Source organism: Halobaculum sp. CBA1158, from assembly GCF_021431925.1.
Lineage (GTDB): Archaea > Halobacteriota > Halobacteria > Halobacteriales > Haloferacaceae > Halobaculum.
Genome location: NZ_CP090371.1, coordinates 2,362,955 through 2,376,316 on the forward strand (window position 1 = coordinate 2,362,955; position 13,362 = coordinate 2,376,316).

The 13,362-nt window shown below is 68.2% G+C and carries 11 protein-coding genes; 3 read left to right on the forward strand and 8 right to left on the reverse strand.

Annotated features, from left to right (window positions below; translation table 11 throughout):
• Positions 1-119: 119 nt before the first annotated feature.
• The 3 genes from Hbl1158_RS12370 to Hbl1158_RS12380 form a co-directional block, all read right to left on the reverse strand.
• A complete protein-coding gene (locus Hbl1158_RS12370; protein ID WP_234297563.1) occupies positions 120-287 on the reverse strand; it encodes a hypothetical protein in 168 nt (55 codons plus the stop codon).
• Positions 288-512, reverse strand: a complete 225-nt coding sequence (locus Hbl1158_RS12375; RefSeq protein WP_234297564.1) for a zinc ribbon domain-containing protein — start codon at positions 510-512, stop codon at positions 288-290.
• Between the two features lie 104 nt (positions 513-616).
• Entirely contained in the window at positions 617-2,269 is a 1,653-nt protein-coding gene (locus Hbl1158_RS12380) for an AMP-binding protein (RefSeq protein WP_234297565.1), read from the reverse strand.
• Positions 2,270-2,457: 188 nt separating this feature from the next.
• Here Hbl1158_RS12380 and Hbl1158_RS12385 point away from each other — a divergent pair, with 188 nt between their 5' ends.
• The 3 genes from Hbl1158_RS12385 (at position 2,458) to Hbl1158_RS12395 (ending at position 5,654) form a co-directional block, all read left to right on the forward strand.
• Positions 2,458-3,435 (forward strand): aldo/keto reductase, encoded by a 978-nt coding sequence (locus tag Hbl1158_RS12385; RefSeq protein ID WP_234297566.1) that lies wholly within the window; start codon positions 2,458-2,460, stop codon positions 3,433-3,435.
• Between the two features lie 168 nt (positions 3,436-3,603).
• A complete protein-coding gene (locus Hbl1158_RS12390) occupies positions 3,604-4,950 on the forward strand; it encodes a S8 family serine peptidase (RefSeq protein ID WP_234297567.1) in 1,347 nt (448 codons plus the stop codon).
• A 458-nt stretch (positions 4,951-5,408) separates the two neighbouring features.
• Entirely contained in the window at positions 5,409-5,654 is a 246-nt protein-coding gene (locus tag Hbl1158_RS12395; protein ID WP_234297568.1) for a hypothetical protein, read from the forward strand.
• 89 nt (positions 5,655-5,743) lie between these two features.
• On the opposite strand, the gene Hbl1158_RS12400 is transcribed toward Hbl1158_RS12395, so the two are convergent.
• From Hbl1158_RS12400 to nuoL, 5 genes are all read right to left on the reverse strand, one after another.
• Positions 5,744-6,574, reverse strand: a complete 831-nt coding sequence (locus tag Hbl1158_RS12400) for a CBS domain-containing protein (protein WP_234297569.1) — start codon at positions 6,572-6,574, stop codon at positions 5,744-5,746.
• A 115-nt stretch (positions 6,575-6,689) separates the two neighbouring features.
• Complete coding sequence (locus Hbl1158_RS12405) at positions 6,690-8,147, reverse strand: DHH family phosphoesterase (protein ID WP_234299532.1); 1,458 nt, start codon at positions 8,145-8,147, stop codon at positions 6,690-6,692.
• Positions 8,148-8,264: 117 nt separating this feature from the next.
• The gene (locus Hbl1158_RS12410; protein ID WP_234297570.1) at positions 8,265-9,773 is read right to left on the reverse strand and encodes an NADH-quinone oxidoreductase subunit N; all 1,509 of its coding nucleotides are present in this window, start codon (positions 9,771-9,773) and stop codon (positions 8,265-8,267) included.
• Positions 9,773-11,311, reverse strand: a complete 1,539-nt coding sequence (locus tag Hbl1158_RS12415; RefSeq protein WP_234297571.1) for a NuoM family protein — start codon at positions 11,309-11,311, stop codon at positions 9,773-9,775. The genes Hbl1158_RS12410 and Hbl1158_RS12415 overlap by 1 nt, the downstream gene beginning before the upstream one ends.
• On the reverse strand, positions 11,308-13,359 hold the full coding sequence (gene nuoL, locus Hbl1158_RS12420; protein ID WP_234297572.1) for an NADH-quinone oxidoreductase subunit L: 2,052 nt from the start codon (positions 13,357-13,359) through the stop codon (positions 11,308-11,310). The genes Hbl1158_RS12415 and nuoL overlap by 4 nt, the downstream gene beginning before the upstream one ends.
• Positions 13,360-13,362: the final 3 nt, after the last annotated feature.

Here is a 13,362-nt window from a genome sequence, read left to right on the forward strand (position 1 = left end):
CGAATCGTGGTCCGGCCGAGTGGCCGAACGTGCGGTGTGGCTGGATGGACACAGTCAGGGCCGCCGGGCAAAAGGACGTTACGGCGGGTCGATCTCGTGATCGACCTTCTGCGGCCGACCTACGGCTCCTCGTCGGTGTCGCGGCGGGCGGCCCGTTCGGCCGACTCGCGGTCGGCGACGCGGTCCGCGTCGCGCTCGCGTTCGTCCCTGACGAGCGCGTACAGCACCAACGGCGCGATCACCGCCAGCGCGACGAACAGGACGAAGACGACGCCGACGCCGGCCATCTACCCGAGGAACACGTCGACGAGGTCGCTGCCGGCGGAGCCGGTGTCGCGGTACAGCTCCGAGTAGCCGCAGTTCGTGCACGAGACGACCCGGAAGCTGTTCGTCTGGATGTCGAACATCTTCGAGAGGCCACCGCCCGTGGTGGATATTTTCCCGACTTCGGCGTCGGTGTGACCGCACTTGGGACAGCCGTCGTCGCTGTCGGTGGAGGGCGCGGATGCCATATGCCGGCGTTCTCCGGGATGCAGAATAAGTCTTGGGCGGAAGGGGTGCGGCGGGAGCGATGTTCCCGCAGCCCGTCAGCCGTCCCGCCGGCGTCGCTGCCGCGTTATTCGCCGAACTTCTCCTTCTCGCGCTCGCGCAGTTCGATCCGCCGCGTCTTGCCCGAGGAGGTCTTGGGGAGTTCCTCGACGTACTCGATCCGGCGGGGGTACTTGTACGGTGCCGTCTCCTCTTTCATGTAGTTCTGGAGTTCGTCGGTCAGTTCCTCGCTCCCCTCGTGGCCGTCGGCGAGGACGATGTACGCCTTCACCACGTCGCCGCGCTCCTCGTGGGGCGAGCCGACCGCCGCCGCCTCCGCGACCGCCTCGTGGGAGACGAGCGCGTCCTCCACCTCGAACGGACCGATGCGGTAGCCCGCAGAGAGGATGATGTCGTCGGCGCGGCCCTCGAAGAAGAAGTAGCCGTCCTCGTCCTCGCGGGCCAGGTCGCCCGTGCGGTAGTACTCGCCCGAGAACGTCTTCTCGTCGAGGTCGGGCTTCTCGTAGTAGCTGTCGAAGGTGCCGGGGTTGCCGACCGGCACCGCGATCTCGCCGATCTCGCCCGGCTCGACCTCCTCCTCCTCGGTGGTGTCGATGATGGTGGTACCGAGTCCGGGCGTCGGCTTCCCCATCGACCCCTCCTTCACGTCGATGCCGGGGTAGTTGGAGACGAGACACACCGTCTCGGTCTGCCCGTATCCGTCGCGGGGCGTGATGCCGTAGGCGTCCTGGATCGCCTCGATCGGCTCGCGGTTGAGCGGCTCGCCCGCCGACAGCGCCTCCGTCAACTCCAGGTCGTACTGGCTCAGGTCCGTCTGGGTGAACATCCGGTACTGCGTCGGCACGGCACACAGTCGGGTGACGCCCTCCTCTTCCATCACCGAGAGGAACTCGTCGGCCTCGAAGTCCCCCTCGTACAGCAGTTGGCGCGCGCCTGTGGTGATCCCGACGCCGACGGGCGACCAGAACCACTTCGCCCAGCCGGTTCCCGTCGTCGCCCACAGCAGCTCCTCGTCGAGGTCCGGGTCGTCGTCGACGCCCGGCGCGTCCGTCCCCTCGGCGGTGACGCCCCACCAGTACGGCGCGTTCACCAGCTCGAAGGCGCGCATCCAGCGGTGGCGGTGGAGGACGGGCTTCGGCTGGCCCGTCGTCCCCGAGGTGTAGTTGATGCTCATCGGGTCCTGCGCGCCCACGTCGGGACCGTCGTGTTCGGTCCCCTCGCCGTCGATCAGGTCGTCGAAGGAGTGCCAGCCTTCGGGACTCCCGTCCAGACAGATCAGCGTCTCGATCGGCGTCTCGTCGACGATCGGCTCGACCATGTCCACGAGCGACTCGTGGGCGACGACGGTCGTCGCCTCGCAGTCGTTCGCGCGGAACGAGAGGTCCTTCGGCTTGAGCATCGCCGAACACGGGACGACGAGCGCGCCGCGTTTGAGCGCCCCCAGTTGCACCGCGAACACGTCCGGGTGGCGCGGGAGCAAGTGCATCACGCGGTCGCCCTCGCCGACGCCCAACTCCTCCAGGGCGTTCGCGAAGCGGTTCATGTCGCCGTGAATGTCCGCGTACGTCCGCTCGGCGCGCGTTCCCTCGTCGTCCAGGAAGGTGACGGCGACGCGGTCGCCGAACGCCTCCGCGTGGCCTTCGATGACCGAAGGGAGCGTATAGTCCTCCGGGATGTCCCACTCGAAGTCGGTGACGGCGGTGTCGTAATCGACCGGCATACGCGGACCGTGGACAGTATAGGGAATAATCGTTTGGGTACCGTGGCCGGGTGTCTGGGAGTAGTGCGGGATCGGTGCGGGATCGGTGGACTCATGACGGCGTTTGCGGTCGGTCGGCGACGCCGGCAAAGCCGCGTGTGGCGCGCTCGCCACCCGGGTTTTTGTCGCCGCCCGACGACCCAATCGACATGGAGTACACCACCCTCGGCGACACGGGGATGACCGTCTCGCGGATCTGTCTGGGCTGCATGAGCTTCGGCGACTCGGACTGGCGCGACTGGGTGCTCGACGAGGAGGACGGAACCGAGCTCGTCGACCGCGCGATCGAGTTGGGAGTGAACTTCTTCGACACCGCCAACATGTACTCCGACGGCGCGTCCGAGCGGGTCCTCGGTGACGCGCTCGCGGAGTACGACCGCGACGAGTTCGTCGTCGCGACGAAGGGGTACTTCCGGATGCGCGAGGACGACCCGAACTCCGGCGGCCTCTCCCGGAAGGCGATCCAGCAGGAGTTGGACAACTCGCTGGGTCGGCTGGGAATGGACACGGTCGACCTGTACCAGACCCACCGCTGGGACGACGACACCCCGATCGAACAGACCGTGCGAGCGCTCGACGAGGCCGTCCGCGACCGGAAGGCGCGCTACGTCGGTGCCTCCTCGATGTGGGCCCACCAGTTCGCGGAGGCGCTCCACGTCGCCGACGACCTCGGCCTGGAGCGGTACGCGACGATGCAGAACCACTACAACCTCCTGTACCGCGAGGAGGAGCGCGAGATGCTCCCGCTGTGCGAGCGCGAGAACGTCGGCGTGATCCCGTGGTCGCCGCTGGCGCGCGGCTGGCTCGCCCGCCCCGTCGACGAACTCGACACCACCACACGCGGAGAAAGCGAGGAGCACGCCCGCCGGCACCCGTACCTGGAGGGCGGCGGCGAGGAGATCAACGCCCGCGTCGAGGAACTGGCCGAGGAGAAGGGCGTGAAGATGGCCCAAATCGCGCTGGCGTGGCTGTTCGAGCAGGACGCCGTGGACGCGCCCATCGTCGGCACCACGAGCGTCGAACACCTGGAGGACGCCGTGGAGGCGCTCGACCTCTCGCTGTCCGACTCGGACATGGAGTACCTCGAGGAGCCGTACGAGCCGGTGCGCGTCTCCGGTCACGAGTAGGCCGCCACGATGACCGTCGCGTAGAGACGACACGTCTCGTGTATTCGTCCGTTCAGAGCCTATCGAAGTGGATACTCCCGTCCAGATTGTTTCGATCCGCGAATAAATCCTATTTAACAGCTATATCGTTTATCAATGTTTATATCGAATGAATTCATGTGGTATGGTATGTCCCAGCACGGAAGACGGACGTTCCTGAAGTTGAGCGGCGGTGTACTGGGCGGCATCTTCGCCGGAACGACCGTGACGGCGGCCGAGCGGACCGACCGGTTCATCGTGGAGACGAGGGGGAAGCGCCTGCCCTCGGACCTGACGGTCGTCCACGAGATGCCTGGCGTGAAGTTCGCCGTCGTCGAGGGAAGCGAGTCCGACGTGAAGCGATCGACTGCAGTAAAGGGGTATGCGGCCGACATCGAGGTCGAACTGGACGAACCCCCGGTGAACGACGAGGTGCCCGCGTTCGACGCCTCCGACTACGAGGGACAGCCCGGCGATTTCCTCCAGTGGGATAAAGAAATACTCAGCGTCCCCGAAGCCCACGAAGTGACCGAGGGCGAGGGCACGCGCGTGTCGATCATCGACTCCGGAGTGCTGGAGACTCACCCGGACCTCGCGGGCCCGCTCAACCTCGATCTGTCCCGGAACTTCACGGACGACGGCGGCGATCACAACCCCGTCGGCGGCGACGACCACGGGACGCACGTGGCGGGTATCGTCGCCGCTGACAACGGCGGCGGAATCGGCGTCAACGGGACCGCGCCGAAGACTGACTTGGTCGACTGTCGGGTGTTCTCCTCTGGAGGAGGTGCCTCGTTCGCAGACATCCTCGCGGCAGTCGTCTACAGCGCCAACATCGACGCCGACGTGGCGAACCTCTCGCTGGGTGCCTACCCGGTTCCGCGGCAGGGACAGGGATCGTTCTACGGGAAGGTGCTCAACAGTACGATGACGTACGCGAACAACGCGGGCACCCTGCTCGTGATCGCCGCCGGCAACGATTCGGCGGACCTCCAGCACGACAAGAACGTCATCAGCCTCCCCAACGAGGGCGCGCAGGCGGTGTCCGTCTCGGCAACCGGCCCGATCGGCTACGGCTGGGACGCCGATGGGGATGGCGCGGTGTCGGATCTCGCGTCGCCGCCCGAGAGCCCGGCGTTCTACACGAACTACGGAACGAACGCGATCACGCTCGGTGCCCCCGGCGGCGACGCCGACCTCGACGCCATCGGCACCGGCGTCCCGTATTATAACGACCTGGTGTTCAACGCGGTGTTCACCTACGAGGACATCGACGAGGATGGCGAACCCGAGCAGGTGCCCGGATACGGCTGGAAGGCCGGTACCTCGATGGCCGCGCCGAACGTCGCTGGCGCGGCCGCGCTGGTCAAGAGCGCCAACCCCGACTACAACGCGAACCAAGTCGAGAGCGCACTCAAGCGGGCCGCCGAGGTGCCCGACGGCTACGACAAGGCGTACTACGGCTCCGGCTTCTTGAACGTCGTCGACGCGCTGTAGGCCGAGTAGACCGGCGATATCGGTTCCCGGATCTCGACGTTTTACGACTGTCGTCCACCCCGGCCGACGCGTTCGGTCGACAGAGTCCCGCACTCTCTCCCGAAAACGCCGGACTGCGTCGGACGAGCATATCGTGAACGCACTCGGTTATCTCTCGAGTAACGTCTGACAGGCGGCATACAACTAAGTGAGATACCACCGAAGCACGTGACATGGTGCCAGCGGAGACAGCGACGTTCGAGTGTGGCGAGTGCGGGGTGCGTGCGCCGTCGACCCAGATCGGGTACGACCGGCTGGGGTATGCAGTCTGTCCGGCGTGCTCGCAAAGCGAGAGTCCGCTCCGAGATCGCCTCGGGGCACGGAAACGGCTCGCGTAGCGGCCGGGTCGACGCGGCGCGACCGGTCGGGTGTGGACCGCGAACCGCCGCGTTGAGGACGGCCCGTCCCCACCGACCGGTATGGCCTGGACGCGCACGGAGACGCCCGAGGGGTACGAGGAGTGGGAACGCGACGACGGCGACGCGACGCTGCGGGTGCGCGAGCGCGTCGACGGGAGCTACGTGGTCAGGCTCGACCGACTCGAACAGGCGAGCGACGGCCGCGACTACCGACGCGAGCGGGTCGCCGACCGCGGGGCCGCCGACGCGCTGCTCGCGGAGTGGAAACGGGAGTTCGACCGAGCGGACGGACGAGACGAGGAGTAACGCACGCTAAATAGCGGCACGGACACGGCGGCTCCGGCGGACGACCGCGAACGCGACGGGACCGCGTCGGCGACCGCGAACGCGGCGCGCTACTCCTCGCTGAATCGCTGGGTCGTCTCGACCAGCGGGTGTCGGGTGTAGTCGATCACCTCGATGTCGGTGACGGATTCCAGACCCTCCTTGCGCGCGGTCTCCTCCATCCCGAGTGCGACGTGGTCGGCGATGGCGATGACGTACGCGTCCATCTCCTCGATGCCGAGGCGGCGGGCGGCCATCACCCGGTGGTGGCCGTCCGCGAGCACGAGCGTCCCGTCGTCCTCGAGTTCGCCGCTGGCGCTGGGGTTGTCGATGACGACGAGGGGTTCGGCCAGTCCGCGCTCGAGTTCGTAGCGCCGTCCCTCCAACTCGTCGGCGTACACGCGCGCCTGCGTCGGCGTGAGATCCGCCAACCGGACCGTCCGCCGCTCCTCGCTGGTGCTCACGCCGTGGATCTCCTCCAGCGTCCGCCGCAGTTTCCCCACCTTCTCGGGCGTCGCGCGCTCGATCTGCGAGCGGATCACGTCCGTGTTCGAGATGATCCCCACGAGGTTGTCGGCGTCGTCGACGACGGGCAGTTTCTGGATCCCCGACCGGAGGATCACTCTGGCGGCGTCGGTCACGTCCATCTCCGGGTGTGCGACGATGATGTCCTCGCTCATCACCGTGAACAGCGAGGCGTCCTCGTCGGCCAACAGGAGGTCGCGCGCGGAGACGAACCCGACGACCGTGCGCCCGTCGGTGACCGGAAAGCCGTTGTGGTCGCTCTCGAGGATCCGCCGGGCGACGTCCCCGACCGTGTCGTCGGGCGACACCGTCGACACGTCGCGGGTCATGTACGACTTGACCTTCGGCCGCAACGCGTCGCCGTGATCGTCGTTCATTCGGGGTCAGTTCGAGCGGGCGCGAGGTAAGGGTTGCTCTCGGCGGAGCGACCGACGAGCGCCGGCCGCGTGCGCCGACTGCGACGCCGAGGCAGGCACTCCCGCGCCCGCGGGGTCAGTCCTCATCGGGGAACGTGACGCTCTGGTCCGTCGTGCCGACTGGCGCGGACGGCGCGTCCGCGAGGGTCTCGAAGAACCGTTCGGCGACCGTGTCCCGGACGATGTCGGTGAGCGACTCCGTCGAGTCGTCGCCGGCGGCACCGAGGATGCCCAGCGGGATCTGCGCGCCGGCCATGTCGGCGTGGCCGCCGGCCGAGCCGATCTGTCCGAGGGCGTCCCGCAACGTCTCGCCGAGGTCCACGTCGCCGCCGCGAGCGCGTCCCGAGACGTACACCACGCCGTCGCGGTAGCCGTACACCAGCGTCGTGTCGATCCCCTCTAAGGCGAGCAGTCGCTCGGCCGCCTGCGCCAGCGCGTCGCGGTCGCGGATCTCCCCGACGCAGGAGGCGACGGCCGTCCCGCGTCGCTGCCGGTTCTCGATCGCCGCCGCCAGCACCGACAACATCTCGGAGTTCACGCTCGGCGACTCCACCCGGTCGAGGACGCTCGCGTCCGCGTGCGCGAGGAGGTACGCCGCGGCGTCGAAGTCCGCTTCCGACACCTCCCGGGTGAAGTCCTTGGTGTCGATACGGATGCCGTACAACAGCGCGGTCGACACCTGCTCGTCGGGCGTCAGCCCGAACCGGTCCAGGTACTCCGCCAGCAGCGTCGACGTGGAGCCGACGCCGTCTCGGAGGTCGACAAACCCCGCGTCGACGGGCTCTCGCGGCGGGTGGTGGTCGACGACGACCACGGGTTCGATGTCCGACGGGAGACTGTCGTTGACGCCGGGACGGGAGTGGTCGACCAGCGCGAAGGCGGCGAACTCCTCGCGGGGGTCGACCTCGGGATCGAGCGTTCGCATCTCGATGTCGAGGAGGTTGACGAGCGCGCGGTTCTCCTGGTGGGATATCTCGCCGTAGTAACACGCCTCCGCCGTCACGCCCGCGAACTCCGCCACGCGTACGAGCGCCACAGCCGACGCGATCGCGTCGGGGTCGGGGTTGTCGTGGGCGACCACGGCGAGCGTCCCGTCGACCGAGCGCAGCGCCCGGAGCATCTGCCGCAGGCGGTCGGCCGTCTCTCCGGTCGCGACGCCGAGCACGCGGGCGGCGGTGACGCCGATGGGGTCGATCACGCGATCGGCGATCTCCCGAAGCGCCTGGAGGTCCGCCTCCGTCGCGTCCTCGCCCGCGTACGCGACGATCACAGCGTCGGGGAAGCTGTCGCGGGCGCGGTCGGCGACCGTGAGGTTGGTCGTCGTCGACTCGCCCGCGACGACGACGAGGTCGGCGCTGTCGGGGTAGCCGGCGGAGTTGCGGGGGTCGGCCTCTGCGGCCGCGACGTTCTCGTCGCGAAGCGCGGTCGCGCGACCGCTGTCGTCGGTTATCACGTGGAGAGTGCCGGGGCGGGCGGCGAGCTCGTCGACGATGGCGTTGCCGACGGTTCCGCAGCCGAGCACGAGCCGACGCATCACACACGCCGCTGGAGCCGTGTCCGGAAAACCCTGCCGTCCTTCGGCGATCGCGAGCGACCGGCGTTCCCACGGCGATCGCACCTCGGTCGAGGACCGGGCGGTGTGCGGTCCCGGTTACGGGAGCAGCGCCACCGCGGCCGACTGCGCCGTCTCGATGACCGGGGCGAATCCGGGCAACAGCAGCACCGTCGCGACGCCGGCGAACACGACCGCGGCGTACAGCGCCGTCGGCGTCGACCCGAGCTCGAACTCGGTGGTCGCGTCGTCGAGCCACAGCGCCTTCACGACGCGGCTGTAGTAGAACAGCGACAGCGCGCTGTTGACCGCGCCGACGGCCGCGAGCCACCAGAAGCCGGCCTCGACCGCGCCGGCGAACAGGAAGTACTTCGAGAAGAACCCGCCGAAGGGCGGCAGCCCCGCCAGCGAGAACATGAACACGGTCATCGCGACCGAGGCCAGGGGTGCCCTGCTCGCCAGGCCGGCGTAGTCCTCGAACGTCCGGCCGATCCCCCAGCGCTCCGCGAGCGCGACGAACAGGAACGCGCCGGTGTTCATGAAGCCGTACACCAGCAGGTGCGCCATCGACGCTCCGAGGACGTTGCCGCCGTCGCCGGCGGTGAACGCCGCGAGACCGATGAGCGCGTAGCCCGCGTGGCCGATGGAGGAGTACGCCAGCATGCGCTTGACCTCCTCTTGGGTGGCGGCCGCGAAGTTGCCGAGCGTCATCGTCACGACCGCGAGCACCTGGAACAGGAGCACCCAGTCGACGGCCCCCTCCAGCGGGAAGCCGGTGACGAACACGCGGAACGCGAGCGCGAACCCGGCGGCCTTCGAGGCCGACGAGAGGAACCCGGAGACCGGCGCGGGCGCGCCCTCGTACGCCTCCGGGGCCCAGAAGTGGAACGGCACGGAGGCGGTCTTGAACGCGAAGCCGCCGGCGACCATCAGGATGCCGACGCCCGCGACGCCCGCGAGGCCCTCACCGCCCTCCGACAGCGCCGCGTACACGTCCGGAAGCAGGAGGCTCCCGGTCGCGGCGTACACGAGCGAGATGCCGAACGCGAACACCGCAGACGACAGCGCGCCGATGAGGAAGTACTTCATGCCGGCCTCGACGGAGCCGGCGTCGCGCTTCAGGTACGCGACCAACGCGTACGAGGGCAGCGACGCCAGTTCCAGGGCGATGAACGCCGTCGCCAGGGAGTTGGCCGCCGCCATCAACGCCATCCCGGTCGCCGCGAACAGCACCAGCGAGTAGAACTCCGCCTGGTACTCGCGGTCGTGGAGGTAGTCGTAGCTCGCGACCACGACGAGCGCCGTGACGGAGGCGAACAGCGCCTGGAAGAACAGCGCCATCCCGTCGACGATGAGCGCGTCGCCGAACAGGCTGATCGCGCCGTCGGTGCTCGGTTGGCCGGTGCCCGCCGAGAGGAACCAGCCCGCGAGCCCCAGCGAGGCCAGCGCGCCGACGGTTCCGATCCCGGCCAACAGCGCCGGGCGGCCGTCGTCGGGGTCGACGCTGTCGACGACTATCAAGAGCAGTCCCGTCACAGCCAGCGCCAGCGCCGGCGCGAGCGCGGTCCACTGGGGAAGCTGGTCGCCCTGCAGGAGCACCGGCTCCATCAGGCACCACCCCCGACGACCGCGACCACCGGCTCGATCGCGTCAGTGATCATCTCGAAGAAGATGCTCGGCGCGACGCCGAGCGCGATGGTGCAAAGCAGCAGCACCGCCAGCGGTGCCACGTCGTGGAACGCCGCTCGGTGCACCTCGTAGTCGGTCTCCAGACGGAACTCGCCGAACAGCGTCCGCTGCATCGCGAACAGCAGGTAGCCCGCCACGATGACGATGCCGAACATCGACGCCGCGGTGAAAAGCGGTGCCGACGGGATCACCGTCGAGGCGAACGCCCCCTGGAAGATGAAGTACTCGGCGGCGAAGCCGGCCATGAGCGGGAGGCCCATGTAGCCGAACGCGCCGGCGACGAGGATGCCGACCGTGATCGGCATCCGGTCGGCCATCCCGGACATGTCGCCCACCATGCGCGTGTGGGTGACGTTGTAGATGACGCCGACCGCCATGAACATCAGCCCCGAGATGAGCCCGTGAGCGACCATCTGGAACGTCGCGCCGCCGATGCCCAGGCCCGTGTAGGCGACGAGCCCGAGGATGACGTACCCCATCGAGGAGACCGAAGAGTACGCGACGATGCGCTTGAGGTCCTGCTGGGCCAGCGCGAGCATCGCGCCGTAGATGACCGATATCACCGCGATCGCGGCGATGACGGTCGCCACCAGCGGGCGCGTCGCCACGTCCGGCAGCATCGTGAAGTTGAATCGCAACAGCGCGTACGTCCCCATCTTCAGGAGGACGCCCGCCAGCATCACCGACACCGGCGTCGGAGCCTCGACGTGGGCGTCCGGCAGCCACGTGTGGAACGGAACCACGGGCACCTTCACCGCGAAGCCCGCGAACATGGCCGCGAACGCCGCGAGCTTCAGCGCGTCGGCGGACAGACCGAGGTAGTTCAGGTCGGCCAGCCCGCCGTTCTGCAGCGACTGTGTTATCTCCGGTAGCCCGAAGGAGCTGACGGGGAGGTTGAACACCAGCGCCATGAACCCGATGAACATGACGAGGCTGGCGATGTTCGTGTACACGAAGAACTTGATCGCGGCGTACTTCCGGCGCGGGCCGCCCCACACGCCGATGAGGAAGTACATCGGGACCAGCACGGCCTCCCAGAAGACGAACCACAGGAAGAAGTCGAGCGCGGTGAACACGCCCAGCAGGTTCGCCTCCATGAACAGCATGAGGCCGTAGAACTGCGACTGGCGCGTGTCGATGGGCGTCCACGCCGACACGATCGCCAGCGAGGACAGCACCGTCGACAGCACGACCAACGGGAGGCTGATGCCGTCGACGCCGACGAACCACTGGAGCTCGTAGCCGGCGACGGTCAGCCAGTCGAGTTGCGTCTGGTAGGCGATGCTCCCGGCCATGAGCGCGTTCCCGCCGCCGTCGAAGCCGGCCCACATGTACAGGCTCCCGACGACCGGCAGGAGGCTCAGCGCGAACGCGAGCCTGCCGGCGTACTCGTCGGGCGCAAGCATGACGACCAGCGCCGCGAGGAACGTCACTCCGATGAGTGCTTCGATTATCACAGTAACCACCCCCCGAGGAGGCCGAAGACCACAAGCAGCACCGTCAGTCCCAGCGTCACCATCGCCGCGTAGTTACTCACGACGCCCGTCTGGATGCGCCGGATGCGCGACCCGGAGAACAGGCTCACGCTGGAGACGGCGTTGACCGCGCCGTCGACGACGCCCTGGTCGAAGGTGTCGGCGGCGCGAGCGAGCGGGAGGGCGACCCGCTCGGCGATGTACACCTGGTACTCGTCCTGATAGTAGTTGTCGTACAGCAGGTCCTTGAGGGAGCCGAGCTTGTCGGTGTGTTCGACGGGCTCCGGAACCGCGTACAGGCGGTAGGCGAGCCCCAGGCCCGAGAGCGCCAGCCCGAGCGACACCGCCGCGCCCAGCAGGACCGTCGTCACCTCCCCGCCGATGTACGCCGAGGAGTACGGGTCGATGTCGGCGTAGTGGTGGACCGACAGGTCCGTGTACCCCATGTCGAGCCACGTGTGCAGGAAGTCCACGTGTGCGCCCGTGAGCGCGCGGACGGGGGCGAGGTTGACCACGCCCGCGCCGGCCGCGAGCACGCCGAGCACAGCCAGCGGCAGCTTCACGTTCCAGCGAACAGCCTCCGGCGACTCCGCCTGCTCGGTTCGGGCGTCGCCGTGGAAGGTGAGGAACACCATCCGGAACGTGTAGAACGCGGTGACCGGCACGGCGAGCAGGCCGAAGACGTAGCCGAGCAGCAGGAGCGGCTGACCGTCCAGTCCGTGGATCAGCGTCTCGTAGAGGATCTCGTCTTTCGACCAGAAGCCGGCGAACGGGAAGATGCCCGCCAGCGCCAGCGATCCCGCGAGGAACGAGTAGTAGGTGACGGGCATCTTGTCCTTCAGCCCGCCCATGTCCCACATGTTCTCGTTGTGGTGCATCGCGAGGATGACCGACCCGGCGCCGAGGAACAGCAGCGCCTTGAAGAACGCGTGGGTGAGCAGGTGGAACGTCGCGGCCACGTAGCCGCCCGCGCCCAGCGCGAGCATCATGTAGCCGTACTGCGAGATGGTGGAGTACGCGAGCACCTGCTTCAGTTCGCGTTTCACGATGCCCATCGTGCCGGCGAACAGCGCCGTGAAGCCGCCGACCAGCGCGATGACGCCCAGCGCCGTCGGCGACACCGCATAGAAGCCGTACATCCGCGCGACGAGGTAGACCCCGGCGGCGACCATCGTCGCGGCGTGGATGAGCGCCGAGACCGGCGTCGGACCCTCCATCGCGTCGGGGAGCCACGTGTGTAGCGGGAACTGCGCGGACTTACCGATCACGCCGCCGAGCACGAGCAGGCCGACGACGGTGAACCACGCCTCGGTGCCGAGTCCGAGGAACGTGTTCGCGGCGAACTCACCCGCCAGCGCCTGTTCGGCCAGCACCGGGAAGCCGGGGGCGGCCTCGGTACCGACGAACTGCGCGGTGCCGAACGTCGCGAACACGGCGACGACGCCGATCAGGAAGAAGTAGTCGCCGAAGCGGGTGACGAGGAACGCCTTTTTCGCGGCCGACGGCGGGCCGGGCTCGCGGAAGTGGAAGCCGATGAGGAGATACGAGCACAGCCCCACCAGCTCGAAGAACATGAACGCCATGAGCAGGTTGTCGGCGACGACGAACCCGAGCATGGAGGCGGTGAACAGGCCGAGTCCGGCGTAGTACCGCGGGAGCCCCGTCTGCCCGTCGTCGTTCATGTATCCCAGCGAGAACACGTGCACCAGCAGCGCGACGAGCGTCACGATGACGAGCATCATCGACGACAGCGGGTCGATGAGCACGCCGAACGTGAGTTCGAGCGCCCCGTCGTCGGGGACGGCCCCAACGGCCCACGTGTAGATGGTCGCGTCGTACTCGTCTCCGCCCGCGACTGTGGCGGCCATCGCGATCGAGAGGACGAGCGACCCGGCGGTCGCCGCGATGCCGGGGATCGCCCCGCCCTTCGGCAGCAGGTCACGCCCGGAGATGGCCGTCCCGATCGCGATCAGGAACGAGAGGAACGGGAGCAGTACGATGGCCGGCGCGAAGTCGAAGATTCCTGCCATTTG

What these genes read in the sequence shown, in the direction of transcription:
- Hbl1158_RS12400 (WP_234297569.1), bottom strand. Translation starts at nt 6,574, where the DNA reads ATGAACGACGATCACGGCGACGCGTTGCGGCCGAAGGTCAAGTCGTAC.
- Hbl1158_RS12380 (WP_234297565.1), bottom strand. Translation starts at nt 2,269, where the DNA reads ATGCCGGTCGATTACGACACCGCCGTCACCGACTTCGAGTGGGACATC.
- Hbl1158_RS12405 (WP_234299532.1), bottom strand. Translation starts at nt 8,147, where the DNA reads ATGCGTCGGCTCGTGCTCGGCTGCGGAACCGTCGGCAACGCCATCGTC.
- Hbl1158_RS12375 (WP_234297564.1), bottom strand. Translation starts at nt 512, where the DNA reads ATGGCATCCGCGCCCTCCACCGACAGCGACGACGGCTGTCCCAAGTGC.
- Hbl1158_RS12385 (WP_234297566.1), top strand. Translation starts at nt 2,458, where the DNA reads ATGGAGTACACCACCCTCGGCGACACGGGGATGACCGTCTCGCGGATC.
- Hbl1158_RS12370 (WP_234297563.1), bottom strand. Translation starts at nt 287, where the DNA reads ATGGCCGGCGTCGGCGTCGTCTTCGTCCTGTTCGTCGCGCTGGCGGTG.
- nuoL (WP_234297572.1), bottom strand. Translation starts at nt 13,359, where the DNA reads ATGGCAGGAATCTTCGACTTCGCGCCGGCCATCGTACTGCTCCCGTTC.
- Hbl1158_RS12390 (WP_234297567.1), top strand. Translation starts at nt 3,604, where the DNA reads ATGTCCCAGCACGGAAGACGGACGTTCCTGAAGTTGAGCGGCGGTGTA.
- Hbl1158_RS12410 (WP_234297570.1), bottom strand. Translation starts at nt 9,773, where the DNA reads ATGGAGCCGGTGCTCCTGCAGGGCGACCAGCTTCCCCAGTGGACCGCG.
- Hbl1158_RS12395 (WP_234297568.1), top strand. Translation starts at nt 5,409, where the DNA reads ATGGCCTGGACGCGCACGGAGACGCCCGAGGGGTACGAGGAGTGGGAA.